We start from the raw sequence: 23,593 nt of genomic DNA on the forward strand, positions 1-23,593 counted from the left end.
AATTTTATTGAGTGATAATTACACTAAGTTAAGGTTAAAAAACGAGCACTATCACAAAATAGGAAGACAAAGAATTAACTTCATTGCTAATTAATGGATATTGAATATATGTTCGTAATTGGTTTCATAAATGTAAATTGGAGTTAATTCTATGTTATGGAAGATTAAGGTGTTTATGATCAGCGCAGTGGCACTGGCGGCTTTCTCTATGTCCGCTCAATCCGCAGCGCAACCCCCAGTTTATTACCCCGCTGATTATCAAAAAATTGTAGAAGGTGCCCAAAAGGAGGGCAAAGTGGTGGTGTATGCCTCCACGGATATCAAAGCTGCCGCCCCACTGATTAAGGGTTTTGAAGCCGCCTATCCGAGGATTAAAGTTGAATATAACGACATGAATAGCACCGAGTTATACAACCGTTATATCAGTGAACAAGCATCGGGCAGTGGTAGTGGTGACGTGGTGTGGAGTTCCTCTATGGATACTGCCCTGAAATTGGCGATTGATTATGCGCAGGAATATCTCTCGCCAGAACAGCAAGAATTGCCCACATGGGCGGTATGGAAAAATAAAGCCTATGGCACCACTTACGAGCCGGTGGTGTTTATTTATAACAAGCGGCTGATACCGCCAGCCGACTTCCCAACCACCCACGCCGCCCTGGCCAAATTTATCGCCAGCCAGCCGGATAAATTCAAAAAGAAAGTCACCACCTATGATATTGAAAAGTCAGGTTTAGGATTCATGCTGTCAGTACAGGATTTCAAAGCTGATCCTAACTATTTCGCGACCTTGGCGGATATGGCCAAAGGGGGGCTGACAGTGCAGTCTTCCACCGGCACGATGATGGAAAGAGTGTCATCCGGCGAAAATCTGATTGGTTTCAATCTCCTCGGTTCTTACGCGGAAGCTCGAGCCAAAACCGACCCTTCTCTTGGGATTGCCTACCCGCAGGACTACACCTTGGTGCTGTCGCGCGTCATTTTCATCAGTAAAAATGCAGGCAATAATAATGCGGCCAAACTGTGGCTTAATTATGTGCTATCGGAAAAAGGCCAAAATATTTTGGCTAATCAGTCCGATATTCCTTCTATCCGCAATGATATCGACGGCAGTAATGACATCGACGGGATGACCAAAAAACTGGGGGCGGCACTCAAGCCTATCCCGGTTGATGAAAGTCTCTTGGAATATATGGGGCAGGCTAAGCGTCTGGACTATATCAAGCAATGGCGTCTTGCTGCGGCGAAATAAAGGCCTCCTCTGGTGCGTATTGCCGATGGCGGTGCGCACCCCTGATTTACCCTTTGTTATTCATGGATATCTAACCCACAGGACTCATTATGAAAGCATTGCGCAGAAAGTGGCAGGGCTTGCCGCGCGGCTTGGTAGTGTTGATAACAACATTGGTTATTTACATACCGCTGTCATTTATTGTTATTCAAAGTTTCCTTTCAGCCCCTTTCTTCTCACCCGCCAAAGTGCTCAGCTTCGAAGCATTCCGCTTTATTTTTGCTGATCCTGATTTTTATAAGGCACTGAAAAGCGGATTTATTCTGGCCTTCGGGCTGGTGGTTATTGCTATTCCGCTCGGGGGGATCCTGGCCTTTCTGATGGTCAGGACGGACTTACCGGGGCGGCGGATAATAGAACCCTTAATTTTGGTGCCTATTTTTGTTTCCCCGATGGTGCTGGCGTTTGGTTACGTGGTGGCGGTCGGGCCGGTGGGCTTTATGTCCTTGTGGGCGGAAACCTTACTGGGCGTGGTGCCGTGGAATATTTATGCCATGTCCAGCATTGTGGTGATTGCCGGCTTAACGCATGTTCCCCATGCTTATTTGTATATCTCATCGGCATTACGCAGTGTGGGTTCTGATGTTGAAGAAGCCGCGCGCACGGCGGGGGCCTCTCCTCTACAGGTCATGAGTTCGGTGAGTTTGCCGATGGTGCGCCCGTCAATCCTCTATGCCACGGTATTACTGTTCTTCCTCGGGCTGGAAGTGTTTGGGCTGATGTTGGTATTGGGTGATCCTGAGGGCAACCTGGTGCTGGCAACTTATCTCTACCAGTTGACCAATAAACTGGGTACTCCGTCCTACCATCTAATGGCCGCGGTTGCCGTGGTGCTTATCTGCATCACTATTCCGTTAGTGATGTTACAGCGCGTATTGATGCGCACCGCTAATCGTTTCGTGACAGTCAAAGGCAAAGCTGCTCAGGCGCGACTCTTACCATTGGGCAAATGGCGTTGGGTGGCGGGGGGCGTGGTGGCCTTTTGGCTAACCGTCACTATTGGCGTCCCGCTGCTGGGGGTGGTGCTGCGCGCTTTTGTGTCCAACTGGGGGGTGGGGATATCTATCTGGGATGAGTTATCTATCGAGACTTTCCGCACTATTTGGCAGCAACCTAATCTGTTGCGCGCTATCGTCAACTCAATGGCCATCGGGGTGTTCGGCGGTGCGCTGGCGGTTATCTGTTATCTGTTTATCGGCATTGCCATGCACCGCAAGCCGGATGGCGTCACGCGCTTTCTCGACTACAGCGTGCTGGTGCCGCGTGCGGTTCCGGGCTTGCTGGCGGGGCTGGCATTCCTCTGGGTCTTCCTGTTTTTGCCAATGTGGCTGGATAACTCATTGAAAGAGGGCTGGTTATCTGTCTTGCCGATGGCTGAATGGTTGCGGGAACATCTGGTGGTGTGGCTCCGTTCTTTGCGCAGCACCATCTTCAGCGTTTGGTTGGCCTACACCGTGGTGTGGATGGCCTATGGTCTACGGCTGATTTCCTCGACATTGCTACAAGTGGGGCCAGAGTTGGAAGAAGCGGCGCGCAGCAATGGGGCCAGCCGGGGCCAGGTCACTCGCCATGTCACCATTCCGTTAGCCCGCTATGGTCTGATTGGCTCGTGGTTGCTGATGTTCTTGATTTTTGAGCGCGAATATTCCACCGGGGTTTATCTGCTTTCTCCGGGGACGGAAACGATCGGCTCAATGTTGGTCTCGCTGTGGGCGGCTGGTGCGATTGATATCGTCGCCGCACTCTCTTTTATTAATATCCTGCTGGTGGTGTTGGGGCTGGGTGTTGCATTGCGCTTTGGAGTTAAATTAAATGATTGAACTTTCAGTAGATAACTTGCATTTAACTTATGGCGATAACCCCGTATTAAAAGGGGTATCGATGCAATTAAAGCGCGGTGAGGTCGTCTCACTGCTGGGGCCATCGGGGAGTGGCAAAACGACGTTATTGCGGGCAGTTGCCGGGCTGGAAAAGCCGGTGCAAGGGTGCATTATCATTGGTGAAAATACAGTTTATGACGGTATGTCGCGCCATGAAATCCCTGCTGAAGAACGCAATCTGGGCTTGGTGTTCCAGTCTTATGCTTTGTGGCCACATAAAACGGTGTTTGAGAATATTGCTTACCCGTTGAAATTACGCAAAATCTCGGCGGTAGAAATCACCCGACGGGTACAAAATGTACTGGATCAATTGGGACTGGGGGAATTGGGCCATCGTCATCCTCACCAACTTTCCGGTGGTCAGCAGCAACGTGTAGCCATTGGTCGAGCACTGATTTACAACCCGCCGGTGATTTTGCTGGATGAGCCGCTGTCGAATCTGGACGCCAAACTGCGCGAAGAAGCGCGGGTATTCTTGCGCGAATTGATCATTAAACTCGGCTTGTCCGCACTTATGGTCACCCATGACCAAAACGAGGCCATGGCAATATCGGATCGTATCTTATTGCTTAATAATGGGAAAATTGAGCAGCAAGGTACGCCACAGGAAATGTACGGCTCGCCATCGACGTTATTCACGGCTGAATTTATGGGCAGCAATAACCGCTTACACGGCAAGGTTACGCAGGTACATGAGGGTAAGGCGCGAATCGAGGGTAAAGATTGGGCCTTATGGGGACGGGCTGCTGAGGGGGTTATTGCTGGTCAGGAGGGGACGGCGGTGATCCGTGTGGAGCGCGTCTGTCTAGGGGATGACCCGAATGGCAACCAACTGACTTTACCTCTGCTAACCAGCATGTATCTGGGAGACCGCTGGGAATACCTGTTCCGCACGGCGGCTGAGGATTTTGTCATCCGTGCTTATGGCGCGAAAGTGGGGCAGGAAGAACTCTGCCAGCTCTCTTTGCCTGTGGAGCATTTATGGGTCTTCCCTAAAGTGTAAATCTGCCTTGCAGCATTAATAAACTGGGTGACCCCGGCCAGCTTCCCCCAAAGTAGGCCGGGTTTGTCGCCCATTCGCTGGCTTTCTCATTCGGCGGTTTTCAATTTTGACTGTTCAAAAAATAGGCGTATAATGAGTCGCGATAATTGAAGAGGAAGTTATGGTCGATTTTGAATTAAGTACGTGGAAAGAGTTTATCGAGGCTATGCTGCGCAAGGCATAAGCGAATAAACCAGCAGTAAGAATTGATATCTTTTGTTGTTTTATCGATACACACCAAGGGGCGAGGCTTCGCTCGCAGAAAGGCAGAAACTTTATAGCTTCTGCCTTTTTTATGCCCGTCATCTTTCAAGCCGCCGGTTTTCAAGCCGCCAGTGTTGGCCTATTGTTGTTTCACGCGCGGCGGTCTGCCAGGGAAGCGGCGGCGAACCAAGACAAAGAACAGTGGCACGAAGAAAATAGCCAGCACAGTTGCAGAAATCATCCCGCCCATCACGCCGGTACCCACCGCATGTTGGCTACCTGAGCCAACGCCTTGACTGATAGCCATCGGCAATACACCAAAGATAAATGCCAGTGATGTCATCAGAATTGGCCGCAACCGCAGGCGGGAAGCTTCAAGCGTCGCCTCCACCAAATCCTTGCCTTTATGGTTCAACTCACTGGCAAATTCGACAATCAATATGGCATTTTTGGCGGATAGCCCAATAATGGTCAGCAATCCGACTTGGAAATAGACATCATTTTCCAAGCCCCGCATCCAGGTGGCAGCGACCGCCCCAATCACTCCGAGCGGCACCACTAACATCACCGAGAAGGGTATCGACCAACTTTCATATAACGCCGCCAGACATAAAAACACCACTAATAGCGAGATAGCATACAACGCCGGCGCTTGTGAGCCAGATAGCCGCTCCTGATAGGACATTCCCGTCCATTCCAGGCCGAATCCATTGGGCAGTTGTTTAACCAACCCTTCCATCACATTCATGGCGGTACCGGTACTGACGCCCGGAGCGGCTTCGCCGACAATTTCTAATGCCGAATAGCCGTTGTAGCGCTCCAGCCGCGGCGACCCATATTCCCAGCGGGTGGTAGAAAATGCCGAGAAAGGCACCATGCTGCCACTTTTATTGCGCACAAACCATTTGTTGACGTCTTCCGGCAGCATCCGCGCCGTGGCTTCGGATTGGACATACACTTTCTTCACTCGGCCGCGGTCAACAAAGTCATTAACGTAAGTCGAACCCCACGCGGTTTTTAGCGTGTTGTTAATATCATCCAATGACACGCCCAGTGCTTGTGCTTTGCGCTGATCAATATCTATCTGCAATTGCGGGCTATCATCTAACCCGTTATGGCGCACGCGAGTCAGCGCGGGGTCTTGGGCAGCCATTTGCAGTAATTGGTCACGGGCGGCCATCAGTTTATCGTGGCCTAAGCCGCCGTGATCTTGTAATTCCATATCAAAACCTGATGAGCCACCTAAACCTGAAATGGCCGGTGGGCTGCTGACCGAGACTCGGGCCTCGACAATTTTATTAAACACTTTGGTGGCGCGTTCAATAATGGCAAAAGATGAGTCATTGCTGTCTTTTCGCTGTTCCCAATCTGCCAGCCGAATGAACAAGCGCGCGACGTTTTGGCCATTACCGCCGGGGCCGGACCCCACGGTAGCGAATACCGACAGCACATTATTTTTCTCTGCTGTCAGGAAGTAATTCTCGACTTTCTGCACCACTTTGAGTGTTTGTTGCTGAGTGGAGCCGACAGGAAGTTGCACTTGCGCCATAAACACGCCACGGTCTTCCAGCGGCAAAAATGAAGTCGGTAACTTGATAAACAGCAGTGCCAGCCCACCTAACAGCAATACATACAGCAGCATATAACGCGCACTATGGTGCAATACGCGCGCTACGCCCCGCTCGTAGCGGTGCGCATTGCGGTCAAACATGCGGTTAAACCAGCCAAAAAAACCGCGTTTGGCATGATGATGCCCCGGTTTGATGGGTTTGAGCATGGTGGCGCAAAGTGCCGGGGTCAGAATCAAAGCCACCAGTACGGAAAGCACCATGGCGGAGACGATAGTAATGGAGAACTGGCGGTAAATGGCCCCGGTGGTGCCACCGAAGAAAGCCATCGGGATAAACACCGCCGACAGCACCAGCGCAATGCCCACCAGTGCGCCCTGAATTTGCCCCATAGATTTACGGGTGGCTTCGCGCGGATCAAGCCCTTCTTCGCTCATCACGCGCTCCACGTTTTCCACCACCACGATAGCATCATCGACTAACAGGCCGATGGCTAACACAATGGCAAACATGGTTAAGGTATTGATACTGAAACCGAATGCCGACAGTATCGCGAAAGTGCCCAATAACACCACCGGCACGGCGATAGTCGGAATGAGTGTGGCGCGGAAGTTTTGTAAGAACAAATACATCACCAGGAAAACCAGCAAAATGGCTTCCAGCAATGTTTTCACCACATCCTTAATGGAAGCTTTCACAAAGGGGGTGGTTTCGTAAGCGACTTTTGCCTCAAGGCCATGGGGGAAGAAAGGCGTCAGTTCGGCAATACGCGCTTTCACCAGAGCATCGGTTTGCAATTCGTTGGCACCGGAAGCCAACTGAATACTCATCCCCGATGCGGCCTGGCCATTGTAGCGGCTAAGGTAATTGTAATTCTCTGCACCCAATTCGACTTTTGCGACATCACCCAAGGTGACCAACGAACCGTCCTGATTGACTCGCAGCGTGATAGCTCTGAATTGCTCGGGTGTTTGCAATTGGGATTGTGCATTAATCGTGGCATTCAAAGATTGGCTGTCTACCGCGGGCGTCCCCCCAAGCTGGCCCACCGCAATTTGGCTATTTTGTGATTGGATGGCGGTGACAATATCTTGTGTCGTCAGTTGATAATTATTGAGCTTATTGGGGTCGAGCCAAATCCGCATTGCATATTGCGAGCCAAAAGCATTGATACTGCCAACCCCTTCGATTCGGCTCAGTGGATCTTGCAGATTACTGGCGACATAGTCGGCAATATCTTGTTTATCCATGCTGTCATCGGTGGACACAAAGGCCAGCATCATCAAGGTGCTATCACCGGATTTGGAGACTGAAATACCTTGCTGCTGGACATCCTGCGGCAGTTTTTTGGTCGCCGATTGCAGCTGGTTTTGCACTTGCTGCATAGCTTCATTGGGGTTAGTGCCCGCCTGGAAAGTCAACGTGACGGTGGCCGTACCTGCGCTGCTGCTTTGTGACGACATATACAGCAAGTTATCCAGCCCGGTCATACTTTGTTCTATGACCTGCGTGACAGTATTTTCCAGTGTTTGCGCCGAAGCTCCGGGATAGGAGGCACTAATGCGCACATTTGGCGGTGCAAGGTTGGGATATTGCTCAACCGGGAGGGTGGAGATTGCCAATGCGCCAGTAAGACACAAAATTATCGCCAATACCCAAGCAAAGATTGGGCGGTCGATGAAAAAATTTGCCATGCAGTGCCAGCCTCTCAAGTTAAATGCAGCAGAATCTACCGTGCACTTTACGCGGGAATCCGGCATAAAACGTGAAGAAAATAAGGAGAAGCTGTAAATAACATCGTTAAAATTTGAGTTAATTCATCTTGATGGTGATAAGAATGATAAACAGGCGTTTTTTCGGCTATCAAGTAGACTATTGAGTAGCTATCCAACCTAGGAAGGTATTATGGAACTTAATCCGGTATTTGCTCGTCGTCTCTACCTTTGCTGGCTTATCAGCCGAGGGGAGTCATTGAATGTGCCGCGCTTAATGGAATTGACGGGGTGGCCGCGGCGCACATTGCAGGATGTCTTGAAAGCGCTGCCAGGATTGGGCATTACAATGACATTTGTGCAGGATGGGGTGCGCAATAATGCTGGATATTACCGGTTAGATAGCTGGGGGCCACTGAATAAAAAATGGATAGACGATAACCATGTTTTTATTTTAGCAGCCATTGAATAACCTAATAGCTTGGCTGCTATTATACCCGTCATACTTCAAGCTGCATGTGCGTTGGCGACGTTCAATAACCCGTATCACTTACTACAGTAAGCTCATCGGGATTTTCTCTCTTTCCGCCTTCCTGCAACTCGAATTACTTAGGGTATAGATAATAGGGTAGTTATTAGTATTTTTTATTTTCTAAAAATAGGATGGTTGCCGCAACACGCGAGCGAACATTCAGTTTCCGTAATAAATTACGAATATGCACTTTTACCGTCTCTTCAGAAATGTGTAACTCAAACGCGACCTGTTTATTGGACATTCCGCGTGCGACCTCTTGCAAAACATCTAATTCCCGCTCGGTTAATTCAGAGAATGGATTAACCTGTTCGTGTCGGGAAGATAAATATTGTGTGACCTCATCACTGAATACTTTCTCACCCTTTGCAGCAAGGCGGATATTTTCTAGCAATATTTCAGGTTCGCTGTCTTTGAGCAGGTAGCCATCTGCACCAGCATCTATCATTGCATACACATCACTGCGCGCATCAGAGACAGTCAAAACAATAATTCGCGCATCTATGCCTTCATTGCGTAATGCTTTCAAGGTATCCAGCCCAGACATTCCTTTCATGTTCAGATCAAGCAGAATGACATCCGGCTGACACGCGGCCGCTTTGGTAATAGCATCGCTGCCGCAGTTGGCTTCAGCAATCACATTAAAATTGCTATCCAGTTCAAGTAACTGTTTTATCCCACGGCGCATGAGAGGATGATCATCAACGATCATAATGGTGTGATTTTGGGTCATGATAAGTAAGGTCCCTGTAACCAATAACATTAAATGATTGGCTGTTGATCGTGGATTATTTGGGGTCGTTAATTTGGCCGACCATGTTATCCATCATAGTTAGTTTAACCACGCTTTGAGTGTACCTTAAAACGCCGGCCAAATTCATTTAACAGCGGCAATTTATCTGAAGAATAATGACTAAATTGCATTTCTTTTTGATAGCGATTCTCATCAAATGAATCGTTATATAAAAAATGTAATAACGCAAATAGATTTAACAGTGAGAAACCACGCAAATAACCACTAAATTAATTGATCTTGCTCAATATCTACCGACGATTAACTCTAAAGAGTAATTATTTTATTACTCATTATTCTGTATCTAATACCTCAACACTGGGGAATCTTCTTTAATACAAATAAGAATTATTATCATTATATTGGTGTAACTCACCAAGCTTTAAATGAACACTTAGCTCACGTATACGCACGCGCGCCAGTAGATGTTAAGGATATCAGCATGACTGATTTATCACGGCGTAAATTGTTGACTGGCTTTTGGCAAGCCGGTAAGCAGCAGCCCTCAGTGATTCGGCCACCGTGGTCAGTCATCGAAAGCGATTTTATTGCTGGCTGTACGCGTTGCCATGACTGTGTTGCCACTTGTGAAACTGGCGTGTTGATTGCTGGTAGTGGTGGGTTCCCCGAAATAGATTTTCAGCGTGCCGAGTGCAATTTCTGTCAAGCCTGTGTACAGGCCTGTGAAGCGGATGTTTTCACCGCGACCGCACTGCCCGCCTGGTCGCTAAAAATCAACATATCAGACTGCTGTTTACCTTTTCACAATATTGAATGTCGCAGTTGTCAGGACAGTTGTGAAACGCGGGCGATTAAATTCCGCCCACGGCTAAATGGTATTGCTCAACCCGAATTAGACCTTCCTGCTTGTACCGGCTGTGGTGCCTGTGTACCCAGTTGCCCAGTCCAGGCAGTAACCCTCACCCGGAGTGAAGATGGACGATAAAGAATGGCATGTCTGTGGATTGGTAATACAAGCCAAACCTGCGCGAATAGCGCCGCTAATCGACAGCCTATTGGCGATTCCGGGAACAGAAATACCCACCAGTGATACCGCTCTGGGTAAATTGGTGGTGGTTATGCAGGCAGCGCGCTCAGACGTGCTCCTGAATTATATTGAGTCAGCACGCAATCTGGATGGTGTGTTGGCTGTATCGCTGGTTTATCACCAGCAGGATCAGCAAGGTGAGGAAATGCCATGAAACTCAGTCGCCGGGATTTTATGAAGGCCAATGCCGCAGTTGCGGCGGCGTGCGCTGCCGGATTGACCATACCCACTGTCGCCAAGGCTGCTGTGGGCGAGACAACAAATGCAATAAAATGGGATAAAGCGCCTTGCCGATTCTGTGGTACTGGCTGCGGTGTTTTGGTCGGCACGCAAAATGGCCGAATCGTGGCATCTCAAGGTGACCCGGATTCACCGGTCAACCGTGGGTTGAACTGCATAAAAGGCTATTTCCTGCCTAAAATCATGTACGGCAAAGACCGCCTGACTCAGCCGCTGTTGCGCATGAAAGACGGTCAATATGATAAAGAGGGCGATTTCACCCCAGTAAGCTGGGAAAAAGCCTTTGATATCATGGAACTGAAATTTAAAAATGCGCTGAAAGAAAAAGGCCCGACGGCGGTAGGCATGTTCGGCTCCGGCCAGTGGACGGTGTGGGAAGGGTACGCAGCATCCAAATTACTGAAAGCCGGTTTCCGCTCCAACAACCTTGATCCCAATGCACGCCACTGTATGGCTTCTTCCGTGGTGGGCTTTATGCGCACCTTTGGTATGGATGAGCCGATGGGGTGCTTTGATGATATTGAAGAAGCAGATGCCTTTGTGCTCTGGGGCTCCAATATGGCGGAGATGCACCCTATCTTATGGTCGCGTATGACCAGCCGTCGCCTGACTGATGACAATGTCAGAATCGCTGTACTGTCTACTTTTGAGCATCGCAGCTTTGAACTGGCCGATAACCCGATGGTCTTTACCCCGCAGACCGATTTGGCGATTATGAATTATATCGCCAATTACATTATTCAAAATAATGCAGTTGATCAGGGCTTCCTTGACCGCCATGTGAATTTCCGCCGGGGTGCGACGGACATCGGTTATGGTTTACGGCCAACACATCCACTGGAAAAAGCGGCTAAAAATCCCGGTAGCGATGCCTCTGAGCCAATGAGCTTTGATGATTTTAAAGCTTTTGTGGCAGAGTACACACTGGAAAAAACCGCCAAAATGAGCGGCGTGCCGGAAGACCAATTGGAGTCACTGGCGCAGCTATATGCAGACCCTAAAGTGAAGCTGGTGTCCTACTGGACCATGGGCTTTAACCAGCATACCCGTGGTGTGTGGGCCAATAACATGTGCTACAACCTGCACCTGTTAACCGGCAAAATTTCTAAACCGGGTTCTGGGCCTTTCTCTCTGACCGGCCAGCCTTCTGCTTGCGGTACAGCCCGTGAAGTGGGGACTTTCTCCCACCGCCTGCCCGCCGACATGGTGGTCACCAATGAAAAACATCGCCAAATTGCCGAAACCAAATGGCAGCTACCGCCGGGCACTATTCCAGAAAAAGTCGGTTTACATGCAGTGGCACAAGACCGCGCGCTGAAAGATGGCACTCTCAACGCCTACTGGGTGATGTGCAATAACAACATGCAGGCCGGGCCAAATATCAATGAAGACCGCATGCCGGGTTGGCGCGATCCGCGTAACTTTATTGTGGTTTCAGACCCTTATCCCACCATCAGTGCACTGGCCGCGGACCTTATCTTGCCGACCGCCATGTGGGTCGAGAAAGAGGGCGCTTACGGTAATGCCGAGCGCCGTACCCAATTCTGGCGGCAACAAGTGCCGGCACCGGGTGAGGCAAAATCTGATTTATGGCAGATGGTTGAGTTTGCCAAACGCTTCAAAGTTGAAGAAGTGTGGCCAGCCGAGCTTATTGACAAAAAACCGGAATATCGCGGTAAGACACTGTATGACGTGCTGTTTGCCAACAATGTGGTGAATAAATATCCGTTGAGTGAGATTCCTGCTGACCAATTAAATGATGAAGCGCGCGACTTCGGTTTCTACCTGCAAAAAGGGTTGTTTGAAGAGTATGCCGAATTTGGCCGTGGCCATGGTCATGATTTAGCGCCGTTCGACCGCTACCACCAAGAGCGCGGTCTGCGCTGGCCAGTGGTAAATGGTAAAGAAACTCTCTGGCGTTATCGCGAAGGTTTTGACCCCTTTGTACCGAAAGGCGAGGATGTCCGTTTTTATGGCAAACCGGATGGTAAAGCGGTGATATTCGCGCTGCCTTATGAACCCGCCGCCGAAAGCCCGGATCAGGAATATGACCTGTGGCTCTCCACTGGCCGCGTGCTGGAGCATTGGCACACCGGTTCCATGACCCGCCGTGTGCCGGAGTTACATCGTGCTTTCCCAGAAGCCGTGCTATTCATTCACCCATTGGATGCTAAAGCCCGTGATTTACGGCGCGGTGACAAAGTGAAAGTGATTTCACGCCGTGGCGAAGTGATTTCGCTGGTCGAAACTCGTGGCCGTAACCGCCCGCCACAAGGGCTGGTGTATATGCCGTTCTTTGATGCCGCGCAGCTGGTGAATAACCTGACGCTGGATGCCACTGATCCCTTATCCAAAGAAACTGACTTCAAGAAATGCGCAGTGAAATTGGCGCGGGTTGTTGCGTGATTGTGCAAAAGACGCGGTCTTTCAGGAGAAAATAATGAATAACACGATGTTTCATGCATTCAGCCGCCGGGTAATCTCTGTGATATCACTACTGGCGGTGTTGGTAGTGGCCGGTGTTGTTAATGCTGCCAGCAATGTCGAGATGGATTTAAGCCAATCGCCCGAGGTCTCCGGCACGGCGGAGGGGACGGTGAAAATGCCCAAACAGCAACAGCGGATGGCACTGAACTATGTTAACCAACCGCCGATGGTGCCACACAGTGTGGATGGTTATCAGGTCAGCAAAAACACCAACCGCTGTCTACAATGCCACGGTGTTGAACATTACCGGGCTACGGGCGCGCCGCGTGTGAGCCCAACCCACTTTATTGACCGCGATGGCAAGGTATCGAGTGAAGTTTCGCCGCGTCGCTACTTCTGCTTGCAATGCCATGTGCCGCAAACTGATGCAGCACCAATTGTCGGTAATAGCTTCCAGCCAGCACCTGGTTTTGGTCAATAAGTAAGATGGTTATTGTGAGAATAAACAATGAATGAGACTAAAAAGCCCGGTATTATCAAACGATTATGGCATTGGTGGCGCAGGCCTAGCCGGCTGGCACTCGGGACGTTACTGCTGATTGGCTTTGTTAGTGGCATCATTTTCTGGGGCGGTTTTAATACCGGCATGGAAATGGCGAATACTGAGAAATTCTGTATTAGCTGCCATGAAATGAAAGACAACGTTTATCAGGAATACATGGGAACCATCCACTACAGCAACCGCAGTGGTGTGAAGGCGACCTGTCCGGATTGCCATGTTCCCCATGAGTGGGGGCCGAAAATGGTGCGTAAAATCAAGGCCAGCAAGGAATTGTATGCCAAAACTTTTGGTTTGATTGACACGCAGCAGAAGTTTGAGGCTCATCGCCTGACCATGGCTGAAAATGAGTGGGCGCGAATGAAAGCCAATGGTTCGCAAGAATGCCGCAACTGCCATAATTTCGACAATATGGACTTCACGGCACAGAAAACGGTGGCGGCGAAAATGCACAGTAAAGCCATTGAAGCAGGTAAAACCTGTATCGATTGCCATAAAGGTATTGCCCATAAGTTGCCGGATATGAAGGATGTGCCGACCGGTTTCTAATCCCCTGCGAACTTGAAACCGGGTTGGCTGCGCTCGTTAACCCGAATCAAATGCTCTGTGGACTGCGTGTCGACAGAGCATTTTTTATTGCTATATTAGGTATCCTTTTGCATAATAAGACCTGTTAACTGGTCTTTTGGGGGTGCTTATGCCAAGTGTAATTTTGTCAGATACTAGCGCGAGTGTGAGTGAACTGAAGAAAAATCCCATGGCGACAGTGAATGCCGGAGCTGGTTTCCCTGTTGCTATCCTGAACCGTAATCAACCTGCGTTTTATTGTGTGCCTGCTGAACTTTATGAACAAATAATGGAAGCGCTTGACGATAATGAATTGGCTAAGTTGGTTAACGAACGTCGTAACCAACCACTTCATGATATTGATTTGGAAAGCTATTTATGATCTATACCGTTAAGTTCAGAGAAGAGGCGCTAAAGGAATGGCACAAACTGGATAAGACGATACAACAGCAGTTCGCCAAAAAATTAAAAAAGTGCAGCGATAATCCACATATTGAGAGTGCTAAACTACGTGGGATGAAAGACTGTTACAAAATTAAATTACGGTCCTCAGGTTTCCGACTAGTGTATGAAGTTATTGATGATATTTTGATAGTTGCTGTGGTTGCAGTAGGAAAAAGAGAACGTAGCGAGGTTTATAAACTTGCCAGTGAAAGATTACGCTAATTATTGTTAGCCCGCTAAAGAAGGTGCTATGTCAGTCAAAATTGAGAATATCCAAAAAGAACTGTTATCAAAAAACTGGTTCAAACTACATAAATATACCTTTGATTTAATAACCGATAATGGAACCCCGGTACAACAAACTCGTGAAGTGTATGACCGGGGGAATGGCGCGACTATTCTGTTATATAACCGCCCCAATGGCACTGTGGTGCTGACTAACCAATTTCGCATGCCAACCTATGTAAACGGTAATTCCGACGGTATGTTGCTGGAAACCTGTGCCGGCTTGCTGGATAACGATTCACCGGAAGAATGTATTCGCCGTGAAGCGGTTGAAGAGACTGGTTATCAGGTCGATAAAGTACAAAAACTGTTTGAGGCTTATATGTCACCGGGCGGAGTGACTGAAATTGTCCATTTCTTTGCCGCTGAATATCATCCGGATCAGAAAGTCACCGATGATGTCGGTGTGGAGGACGAAGTTATTGAAGTGGTGGAGTTGCCGTTCACTGAAGCCATTGCCATGATGGCAGATGGCCGAATTAAAGATGGTAAAACCATTATGCTGTTGCAGTATGCGCAAATTCACGGCTTATTAAATTAATAATCTTCTTATGTGGATTACAGCGCTATGTTGTTGCCGTGATTTCGCGGCACTTAATTCTCCCATTGTTGATAACTCCCCCTGATTGATAAGTAAATTCTTCTGTTGATGCAAAAATGTTATGCAGAGTATGGCCTGCTTCATAGATTGTGATAATTCACTCACTATACTGGTTCTGTTATTGGTCATACCACCTCAAAGCATAAAAGCAAAGGGAACCTACAATGGACGAACAATTGAAACAGAGTGCGCTTGATTTTCACCAATATCCTACTCCAGGGAAAATTCAGGTGTCGCCAACCAAACCGCTAGCGACCCAACGGGATTTGGCGCTAGCTTATTCTCCTGGTGTTGCTGCACCCTGTCTGGAAATTGCTGCCGATCCACTGGCCGCCTATAAATATACTGCGCGCGGGAACTTGGTCGCGGTTATTTCGAACGGTACTGCGGTACTGGGGCTGGGCAACATTGGCGCATTAGCGGGTAAGCCGGTCATGGAGGGGAAAGGGGTTCTGTTCAAGAAATTCTCCGGTATTGATGTGTTTGATATTGAGATAGATGAACTCGATCCTGACAAACTGATCGACATTATTGCTTCGCTGGAACCCACTTTCGGCGGTATCAATCTGGAAGATATCAAAGCACCGGAATGTTTTTATATTGAGAAGAAACTGCGCGAGCGCATGAAAATCCCGGTGTTCCATGATGACCAACACGGCACGGCGATTATCTGTACCGCCGCGGTGCTCAACGGCTTGCGGGTGGTGAAGAAAGATATTAGTGATGTGAAATTGGTGGTCTCTGGGGCTGGGGCGGCATCCATTGCCTGCTTGAACTTGCTAGTCGCACTGGGATTAAAGCCACACAATATCACTGCATGTGATTCCAAGGGCGTGATTTATAAAGGCCGTGAAGCCAATATGGCGGAAACTAAAGCGGCTTACGCAATTGAAGATAATGGTCAGCGCACACTGGGCGATGCTATGCCGGGTGCGGATATCTTCCTCGGCTGCTCCGGCCCCGGTGTGCTTACGCAAGACATGGTCAAAACCATGGCACCTAGCCCGCTGATTCTGGCGTTGGCGAACCCGGAACCTGAAATTTTACCGCCATTAGCCAAAGCGGTGCGCCCAGATGCGATTATCTGCACTGGCCGCTCGGATTATCCTAATCAGGTCAACAACGTACTCTGCTTCCCGTTTATCTTCCGTGGTGCATTGGATGTAGGCGCGACCACCATTAACGAAGAAATGAAACTGGCTTGTGTGCATGCTATTGCCGATCTGGCACTGGCTGAGCAGAGTGATGTGGTGGCATCCGCTTATGGTGAACAAGACCTTTCCTTTGGCCCTGAATACATCATTCCTAAACCATTCGACCCGCGTTTGATTGTGAAAATTGCACCGGCGGTGGCGAAAGCGGCGATGGAGTCCGGTGTGGCCACGCGCCCAATCACAGATTTTAGTGCTTACGTCGAGAAACTGTCGGAATTTGTCTATAAAACCAACCTGTTTATGAAGCCGATTTTCTCGCAGGCGAAAAAAGAGATGAAGCGGGTGGTGTTGGCTGAAGGTGAAGAAGAGCGCGTATTACATGCTACTCAAGAGCTGATTTCTCAAGGGTTGGCGTATCCAATCTTGATTGGTCGCCCGAGTGTGATTGAGACTCGACTGAAGAAATTGGGCCTGCAAATTACTGCCGGGAAAGACTTCGAAGTGGTTAATAATGAATCTGACCCGCGTTTTAAAGATTATTGGCATGAATACTATCAAATCATGAAGCGCCGAGGCGTTTCACAGGAACAAGCGCGGCGCGCCGTGATTGGCAACCCAACACTGATTGGCTCCATCATGGTTCATCGGGGCGAAGCCGATGCGATGATTTGCGGCACTATTGGCACTTATCATGAGCATTATGATGTGGTTGAGAAAGTCTTCGGTTTCCGCAAGGGCGCGCATGTGGCGGGCGCAATGAATGCGCTGCTGTTGCCCACCGGTAACACGTTTATCGCCGACACTTACGTCAATGATGACCCGACGCCAGAGCAGCTAGCCGAGATTACCTTGATGGCGGCTGAAACGGTGCGCCGTTTTGGTATTGAGCCAAAAGTGGCGTTGTTGTCTCATTCAAGTTTTGGTACCTCGAATTGCCCTGCGGCCCGTAAAATGCGCCGTACTCTGGAATTGGTGAATCAGATGGCACCTGAACTGGAGATCGACGGTGAAATGCACGGTGATGCGGCGCTGGTGGAAAGTATCCGCCATAACCTGATGCCGGACAGCCCACTGAAAGGGGCGGCTAACGTGCTGATTATGCCGAATATGGAAGCGGCGCGAATCAGTTATAACTTGCTGCGCGTAACTTCTTCAGAGGGCGTAACAGTCGGGCCAGTGCTGATGGGGGTAGCAAAACCGGTGCATATTCTGACGCCGATTGCTTCGGTGCGCCGAATTGTGAATATGGTGGCGTTGGCGGTGGTTGAAGCACAAACCGAGCCACTATAAAACCTCTTCCGCTTCGGTAGTTTTTTGTGAAATGAAAAACTTATACCCAAAGTAATTGGAGTTGCAGGTAGGCAGCCAGCAAGCAAATCCCGATGAGCTTACACTTGTAAGTGATTCGGGTGAGTGCGCGCAGCTAACAACCCTGCGGCTTCAAGAACGAAGGGTATTTCGGCGGTTTTTGCTGGCCTGCTGTAACCACTTATCCAGCTCGTTGGCAAATTGCTGGCGATCCCGCTGATTTAAGGTGTTGGGGCCGCCGGTTTGAATACCACTGGCGCGCATGGTGTCCATAAAGTCGCGCATATTCAACCGCTCACGAATGGTATCCGGGGTATAACGCTCACCGCGAGGGTTTAGCGCAATCCCCCCTTTTTCAATCACTTCTGCCGCCAGCGGAATATCGGCGGTGATCACTAAGTCGTTTTTTTCGACGCGCTGCACGATTTCGTTATCGGCAACATCAAAGCCGGAAGCAACCTGTAAGGTGCGGATAAACTTCGAGGGCGGTGTTTTAAGTGGCTGATTTGCCACCAAAGTGACCATCATGCCGGTTCTGTCTGCGGCACGAAATAATACATCCTTAATGACATTCGGACAGGCGTCTGCATCAACCCAAATTTGCATCAGTGGTGTTCTCCTGCGGCTAACCAGTCTTTGACTGGCAGAAAATCGCGGTACAATGCCGCCTCAGCGCTGTCTGCCGCTGGTTGATAATTATATTCCCAGCGCACCAGTGGCGGTAGGGACATTAAAATAGATTCTGTGCGGCCCCCGGTTTGCAGACCGAATAATGTGCCACGGTCCCAGACCAGATTAAACTCAACATAACGACCACGGCGATAAAGCTGGAATTCGCGCTCGCGTTCACCCCAACTCAGTGCTTTGCGCCGTGCAACAATCGGCATATAAGCATCAAGAAAACCATTGCCGACCGCCTGAGTGAAATTGAAGCAGGTAGCAAAATCGGGGCTGTTTAAATCGTCGAAGAACAGGCCACCAATACCACGGGCTTCATTGCGGTGCTTAATATAAAAATAATCATCGCACCATTTTTTATAGCGCGGATAGACTTGCTCACCAAAGGGTTGGCACAGTCCATTGGCGGTTTTATGCCAGTGAACCGCATCTTCTTCAAATCCATAGAAGGGGGTTAAATCAAATCCGCCGCCAAACCACCACACGGGATTTTCACCGGGTTTTTCAGCAATAAAAAAACGCACATTAGCATGGCTGGTAGGCAGATAAGGGCTGTTCGGATGAATGACCAATGACACGCCCAGCGCCTGAAAACTGCGACCTGCCAGTTCAGGGCGATGTGCTGTGGCCGATGCTGGTAATGCTGCGCCTGAAACATGCGAGAAGTTAACACCCGCCTGCTCGAATACCGCCCCGTTGACCAATACCCGACTGCGGCCACCACCGCCTTCCTCACGGACCCAATTTTCCTCTGTGAATTCAGCGTTGCCATCAGCTTGAGCCAGTGCGGCACAGATTTTATCCTGCAAACCCAGCAGGTAAGTTTTGATTTGGTCTGTATTGGGTAAATTCATCAGAAAGGTTCTAGTAGCCGGGAAATTATCAGGAGCCAAGTATACCCCGATTTACTGTCATTGTTGTACTCTCGGTGCGTATGAGTGCTGAATGGGAAATATTCTGGCGAGATTTATCTGGATCTTCTCAAATATCATTACGGACTATCACTATGGGAAATATCACTTTATTATTGCGTGATATAATAAGGCGTAATGATCAACATATTCATTTTACTCAAGGGTGCGAATATCCATGGAAATCCGCGTATTTCAGCAAGGCGATTTTGAAGAAGTGATTCTGCTGTGGGAGCATTGCGATTTGTTGCGGCCATGGAACGACCCAGAAATGGATATTGAGCGTAAGCTGAATCATGACCCCGAATTGTTCCTGGTAGCGGAAGTCAGCGGCGCGATTGTCGGCTCGGTGATGGGCGGTTATGACGGCCACCGAGGCTCCGCTTATTATCTGGGAGTTCACCCTGACTTTCGTGGTCGTGGCTTTGCCAATGCGCTGATCAGCCGCCTTGAGAAGAAACTCATCGCCCGTGGCTGCCCGAAGCTCAATATCATGGTGCGCGAAGACAATGACGCAGTCATTGGCATGTATGAAAAGCTCGATTACGAAACCCAAGACAGCATCATGCTGGGCAAACGGTTGATTGTCGATCAGGAGTATTGAGGGTTTAGTGGGTTGAATTTTAAATATATTTAATTCATACCTGCTGAGGGAATTAAGGTGTTAGTGTCTACCTGGCCGAATCATTGACTGCCCGTTGACCTTAAAATAAATAGACTCATCGGGATTAATGAGCCTCATCCTGGAGGCTCACCCTACGGGCTAGCATAAATGCTGTTCAAATCGGTTCCCGACCGATTTGTTATTCACTTGCTGCTTACCTGCGCTTCCAATGATTGTGCGGCGTGACATTATTATCTGGAGTCGCAAGCCAAAGAGCTGCGACTCCCATAATTTTAGCTATCAGATTGATTATTTAATCTTGGTAATGTTTTTCACATCGACTTCCACAGAGTTCCAGTCTTTATCTACTTTCCCTTCGATTTGGACTTTATCTTGTGGCGTAATGGTTTGGCCTTTCCAACGCTTGCTGTCGATATCCACCGTAATGGTGCCGGTGCTATCGCGGAAAGTATAGGTATCATGGCTGAGCCGCTCTACGATGCTCCCTTGTAAAGTGACATAGGCGTCATCACGCATGGTACTCACTTTATCTACCGTCGTGCTACTGGTGCTCGGGCCAGAGAAGCCGCCTTGTGTTGCTGGCTGAGCCTGTGTTGTTGCCGGGCCGTCAAAACCCCCTTGCGCAGTGTTTGTCGCACTTTGCGCCAGTAATGGCGTGCTGCATAACATAACCAAGGTGGCAGCTAAGGTCAGTTTCTTCATTTTATTGCTCCTTCAATGAATGAATTATTGCATTTGAAACCAGAGACCTTTTCGGCCTCGCTACCCAATACTAGACTAAAATCACATTAGAATTTACTGATTATAAGAAAGAATGATGAAAGCTGATTGTGTTATGGCACTTTTTCAGCGAGTTGGACTCCAATCTCTGGTTATCATTTTTCAACTGTCATGCTTTTGCTTCTGTGCAAGGTTCTCTGTAAAAAGGTTCTTTGTAGAAAATGTTCTTTGCAGACAAGCTGATGGGATGCAGTGGTTTTTTAAGGAGTTTTAGATGAATATTCGCCTACGGTTGTCAGGGGTGCGCTTGTTATTACTGGGGGCCCCTCTGTTATTGGCCGGGTGTTCAGCCACGTCCGGGTTTTCTTGGTCAAGTTTGTCTCCGCTTAATTGGTTTAGTGGCAGCAGCAGTATGCAAGTGACTGATAATGGTGTCGGTGGTATCACGGCCAGTACCCCTTTGAGCGAAAATGAGATTAAAGAAGGGCTGAAAGGTGATTATCGGTTGCGCAGCGGTATGGCAACTAATGATGGCAAGCTGGTTTCTTTCTACCAAGCCATGAAAGAAAACCAAGTTAAGTTGGTTATCTCTGGTCAGCCCAAAGGCACGGTAGAGCGCATTGATGTCATGGATAAAGATATTCCGAGCCAATGGGGCGTTAGTATTGGTGCGCCATTCAGTCAGTTATATAAAAAAGCTTTTGGTGTTTGTCAGAAAGGCACTGGTGATGATAGTGGGCAAATAGAATGTGCCGCGCCCGATAGCAAGCATGTTAGCTATTTATTTGCGGGCAACTGGCATGGCCCTGAGGGCTTAATGCCATCTGACGATACTTTGCAAAGCTGGAAAGTGAGCAAGATTATCTGGCGTGCTAAAAGCGAATAAATATTATTCTCCTGTTAAGGCGCGGCTTACATTTAGCGCCTTAATAATAATCCCATCCCGTTAAAAACCCTTTTCCCTTCACCCAATTTTATTTTGCGTTGACACAAGGTTATTTTAATCGCTTCAGTTATGATATTTGGCATAATCGATATGGTTTTTTAGTGAGGAAAAGAAATGACTCAAGTTCAGAGTGGCATTTTGCTGGAGCATTGCCGTTTTGCCATTTTTATGGAAGCAAGAGTACAGGGCGAATTTGATGCCATTCGCCAAGGGTGCAAAAAATTCTGCCTTTCATTGCAAGAGTTACAACAAAAATTCCCTAATGAGCATTTGGGCGCAGTTATCGCGTTTGGTTCAGATATTTGGCATGACCTATCCAATGGTCAAGGTGCACCAGAATTAAAGCCTTTTGTTGCCTTGGGCAAAGCGCCGATGATTGCTCCTGCCACCCAACGTGATTTATTGATTCATATTCAGTCATTACGCCAAGATATTAACTTTACTTTAGCACAAGCCGCTATTGCCGCTTTTGGTGATGCTATTGCAGTTGAAGAAGAGACCCATGGTTTCCGTTGGGTGGAAGAGCGTGATTTTACTGGCTTTATTGACGGTACAGAGAATCCGCAAGGAGAAAGTCGGCCAGAAGTTGCTGTCATTGCTGAGGGCGAAGAAGATGCCGGTGGCAGTTATGTATTAGTTCAGCGCTATGAGCATGACCTGAAAAAATGGCAGCGTATCCCGGAACATAAACAAGAACAAATTGTGGGGCGGACCAAGCATGACAGCGAAGAGTTGCCATCGGACCAGCGCCCTGATACTTCCCATGTTAGCCGGGTTGACCTTAAAGAGAATGGCAAAGGGCTGAAAATTCTACGTCAAAGTTTGCCTTACGGCACCGCCAGCGGTAAACACGGTTTGTATTTCATTGCCTATTGTGCGCGCTTACACAATATCGAGCAGCAATTATTGAGCATGTTCGGCTCAATTGACGGCAAGCACGATCTGTTATTAGGTTTTAGTAAGCCAGTGACCGGCAGTTATTACTTTGCGCCGTCACTAACTAAATTATTGTCTTTATAATTGCTCTTATTCTGAATGACAAAAGGTCGGTTTCCCGGCCTTTATCTTTTGGTGACTCATTCGGTATTGTAATTACATCGCTATTGCGTCGCGCATTCTGTTGACGACGGTCTGTTTCTGTTCTTTGGTCAGTGTGCGCAATGGTAAGCGCGGATTACCGGCATCAATGCCGTGTAATTGCATTGCTGCTTTACCAGCGGCAACACCACCAAATTCAACTAAGACGCGAATAAGTGCAATAACCTGATCCATACCGCGTTGCACAGCAACTTGGTTACCTGCATTAAAATCAGCAATAATTTTATGGAACAACGGCGCTGCATAATTATAAGTGCTGCCAACTGCGCCAATAGCGCCGACGGCCAGACCACCCGGTAAATGCTCATCAACCCCGAATGGAATATCAAATTTACCGCCGCTGACACGCAGACAGCGCTGGAATTCATACAAATCCGCATTATTGAATTTAATCCCTGACAGGTTTGGGATTTTTGATTCGGCTTTGATGAGGAATTGTTCCATATCCAAATTCACACCGGACATTCCGGAATGATAATAATAAAAGCCTTTCGAGGGAGCCGCTGCCGCGATTGCCTGACAATAAGCAATAAGGTCGTCAATATTACCCGGTTTGAAGAAGCAAGGGCCGATGGCCGAGGTTGCGAAGATATCCAGTGTTTCGGCATGGCGAGAAAGGTCGACGGCATCTTTAATACTCAATGCGCCAGTATGTAAGGTAATACTCAGTTTACCTTGCGCCGCTTTTACCCAGCGCTCGGCAACTTTTTTGCGCTCTTCTACTGAGCAATGAATACCTTCACCCGTGGTGCCACACACATAGACCCCTGTCACACCATCATTGACCAGATGCTCGGCAATTTGGTCGATGACGGGATAATTAACTTCACCCTGCTCATCAAAGGGAGTGTGCGGAGCTGCGATCAGGCCGGTTAACTTTTTCATACGCATCCTTAATAAATCAGAGAGAGTGGGGGCATGGTTAGCCAAAATAGTTTTGGGTACAAGTGACATCTCGTG

22 protein-coding genes are annotated in these 23,593 nt (G+C 48.7%); 16 read left to right on the top strand and 6 right to left on the bottom strand.

The annotated features are described in order from the left end of the window. Positions 1–151: 151 nt before the first annotated feature. From DXZ79_RS05800 to DXZ79_RS05810, 3 genes are all read left to right on the top strand, one after another. Positions 152–1,252 (top strand): ABC transporter substrate-binding protein, encoded by a 1,101-nt coding sequence (locus tag DXZ79_RS05800; RefSeq protein ID WP_120011151.1) that lies wholly within the window; start codon positions 152–154, stop codon positions 1,250–1,252. An 89-nt stretch (positions 1,253–1,341) separates the two neighbouring features. Then, positions 1,342–3,111, top strand: coding sequence for an ABC transporter permease (locus DXZ79_RS05805; protein WP_038635065.1), 1,770 nt, complete (start codon positions 1,342–1,344; stop codon positions 3,109–3,111). Beyond that, positions 3,104–4,174: an ABC transporter ATP-binding protein gene (locus tag DXZ79_RS05810; RefSeq protein ID WP_038635062.1), complete on the top strand. Its 1,071-nt coding sequence runs from the start codon at positions 3,104–3,106 to the stop codon at positions 4,172–4,174. Before DXZ79_RS05805 ends, DXZ79_RS05810 begins: the two co-directional genes overlap by 8 nt. A gap of 382 nt (positions 4,175–4,556) precedes the next feature. Here the strand turns inward: DXZ79_RS05810 and acrD are convergent, their stop codons facing one another. Then, positions 4,557–7,679, bottom strand: coding sequence for a multidrug efflux RND transporter permease AcrD (acrD, locus tag DXZ79_RS05815; protein ID WP_120011152.1), 3,123 nt, complete (start codon positions 7,677–7,679; stop codon positions 4,557–4,559). A 211-nt stretch (positions 7,680–7,890) separates the two neighbouring features. On the opposite strand from acrD, the gene DXZ79_RS05820 reads away from it, so the two are divergent. Then, on the top strand, positions 7,891–8,169 hold the full coding sequence (locus DXZ79_RS05820; RefSeq protein WP_038635056.1) for a winged helix-turn-helix domain-containing protein: 279 nt from the start codon (positions 7,891–7,893) through the stop codon (positions 8,167–8,169). 163 nt (positions 8,170–8,332) lie between these two features. On the opposite strand, the gene narP is transcribed toward DXZ79_RS05820, so the two are convergent. Continuing rightward, positions 8,333–8,962 carry a nitrate/nitrite response regulator protein NarP gene (gene narP, locus DXZ79_RS05825; protein ID WP_038635054.1) on the bottom strand — a complete coding sequence of 210 codons (630 nt, stop codon included), beginning with the start codon at positions 8,960–8,962 and terminating at the stop codon, positions 8,333–8,335. A 502-nt stretch (positions 8,963–9,464) separates the two neighbouring features. Here narP and napF point away from each other — a divergent pair. The 9 genes from napF (at position 9,465) to maeB (ending at position 17,637) form a co-directional block, all read left to right on the top strand. Further along, positions 9,465–9,968, top strand: a complete 504-nt coding sequence (gene napF / locus DXZ79_RS05830; protein ID WP_038635051.1) for a ferredoxin-type protein NapF — start codon at positions 9,465–9,467, stop codon at positions 9,966–9,968. Then, positions 9,958–10,224, top strand: a complete 267-nt coding sequence (gene napD, locus DXZ79_RS05835) for a chaperone NapD (RefSeq protein WP_019081761.1) — start codon at positions 9,958–9,960, stop codon at positions 10,222–10,224. Before napF ends, napD begins: the two co-directional genes overlap by 11 nt. After that, positions 10,221–12,716: a nitrate reductase catalytic subunit NapA gene (napA, locus tag DXZ79_RS05840; protein ID WP_038635047.1), complete on the top strand. Its 2,496-nt coding sequence runs from the start codon at positions 10,221–10,223 to the stop codon at positions 12,714–12,716. Before napD ends, napA begins: the two co-directional genes overlap by 4 nt. Before the next feature lie 46 nt (positions 12,717–12,762). Further along, on the top strand, positions 12,763–13,218 hold the full coding sequence (napB, locus tag DXZ79_RS05845; RefSeq protein ID WP_072089045.1) for a nitrate reductase cytochrome c-type subunit: 456 nt from the start codon (positions 12,763–12,765) through the stop codon (positions 13,216–13,218). Positions 13,219–13,245: 27 nt separating this feature from the next. Next, positions 13,246–13,845 carry a cytochrome c-type protein NapC gene (gene napC / locus DXZ79_RS05850; RefSeq protein WP_050291471.1) on the top strand — a complete coding sequence of 200 codons (600 nt, stop codon included), beginning with the start codon at positions 13,246–13,248 and terminating at the stop codon, positions 13,843–13,845. Between the two features lie 148 nt (positions 13,846–13,993). Then, positions 13,994–14,245: a type II toxin-antitoxin system Phd/YefM family antitoxin gene (locus DXZ79_RS05855; RefSeq protein ID WP_038635039.1), complete on the top strand. Its 252-nt coding sequence runs from the start codon at positions 13,994–13,996 to the stop codon at positions 14,243–14,245. After that, on the top strand, positions 14,242–14,529 hold the full coding sequence (locus tag DXZ79_RS05860) for a type II toxin-antitoxin system RelE family toxin (RefSeq protein WP_038635036.1): 288 nt from the start codon (positions 14,242–14,244) through the stop codon (positions 14,527–14,529). The genes DXZ79_RS05855 and DXZ79_RS05860 overlap by 4 nt, the downstream gene beginning before the upstream one ends. Positions 14,530–14,557: 28 nt before the next feature. Beyond that, the gene (gene nudK, locus DXZ79_RS05865) at positions 14,558–15,133 is read left to right on the top strand and encodes a GDP-mannose pyrophosphatase NudK (protein ID WP_038635033.1); all 576 of its coding nucleotides are present in this window, start codon (positions 14,558–14,560) and stop codon (positions 15,131–15,133) included. Positions 15,134–15,357: 224 nt separating this feature from the next. After that, on the top strand, positions 15,358–17,637 hold the full coding sequence (gene maeB / locus DXZ79_RS05870) for an NADP-dependent oxaloacetate-decarboxylating malate dehydrogenase (protein WP_038635031.1): 2,280 nt from the start codon (positions 15,358–15,360) through the stop codon (positions 17,635–17,637). A gap of 150 nt (positions 17,638–17,787) precedes the next feature. Here the strand turns inward: maeB and DXZ79_RS05880 are convergent, their stop codons facing one another. Then, positions 17,788–18,261 (bottom strand): YaiI/YqxD family protein, encoded by a 474-nt coding sequence (locus DXZ79_RS05880; RefSeq protein ID WP_038635028.1) that lies wholly within the window; start codon positions 18,259–18,261, stop codon positions 17,788–17,790. After that, on the bottom strand, positions 18,261–19,187 hold the full coding sequence (gene hemF, locus DXZ79_RS05885; RefSeq protein ID WP_038635025.1) for an oxygen-dependent coproporphyrinogen oxidase: 927 nt from the start codon (positions 19,185–19,187) through the stop codon (positions 18,261–18,263). The genes DXZ79_RS05880 and hemF overlap by 1 nt, the downstream gene beginning before the upstream one ends. A 235-nt stretch (positions 19,188–19,422) precedes the next feature. Between hemF and DXZ79_RS05890 the strand changes: the two genes are divergently transcribed. Continuing rightward, positions 19,423–19,848 (top strand): GNAT family acetyltransferase, encoded by a 426-nt coding sequence (locus tag DXZ79_RS05890; protein WP_004392525.1) that lies wholly within the window; start codon positions 19,423–19,425, stop codon positions 19,846–19,848. A 309-nt stretch (positions 19,849–20,157) separates the two neighbouring features. Here the strand turns inward: DXZ79_RS05890 and DXZ79_RS05895 are convergent, their stop codons facing one another. After that, positions 20,158–20,571 (bottom strand): YgiW/YdeI family stress tolerance OB fold protein, encoded by a 414-nt coding sequence (locus tag DXZ79_RS05895; protein ID WP_038635020.1) that lies wholly within the window; start codon positions 20,569–20,571, stop codon positions 20,158–20,160. 292 nt (positions 20,572–20,863) lie between these two features. On the opposite strand from DXZ79_RS05895, the gene DXZ79_RS05900 reads away from it, so the two are divergent. Continuing rightward, positions 20,864–21,475 carry an RpoE-regulated lipoprotein gene (locus DXZ79_RS05900; RefSeq protein WP_038635017.1) on the top strand — a complete coding sequence of 204 codons (612 nt, stop codon included), beginning with the start codon at positions 20,864–20,866 and terminating at the stop codon, positions 21,473–21,475. A gap of 174 nt (positions 21,476–21,649) precedes the next feature. Continuing rightward, on the top strand, positions 21,650–22,555 hold the full coding sequence (locus tag DXZ79_RS05905) for a Dyp-type peroxidase (RefSeq protein WP_038635014.1): 906 nt from the start codon (positions 21,650–21,652) through the stop codon (positions 22,553–22,555). A gap of 72 nt (positions 22,556–22,627) precedes the next feature. On the opposite strand, the gene DXZ79_RS05910 is transcribed toward DXZ79_RS05905, so the two are convergent. Beyond that, a complete protein-coding gene (locus tag DXZ79_RS05910) occupies positions 22,628–23,518 on the bottom strand; it encodes a dihydrodipicolinate synthase family protein (protein ID WP_038635011.1) in 891 nt (296 codons plus the stop codon). Between the last annotated feature and the right edge of the window lie 75 nt (positions 23,519–23,593).

The sequence above is a fragment of the Yersinia rochesterensis genome (assembly GCF_003600645.1).
Lineage (GTDB): Bacteria > Pseudomonadota > Gammaproteobacteria > Enterobacterales > Enterobacteriaceae > Yersinia > Yersinia rochesterensis.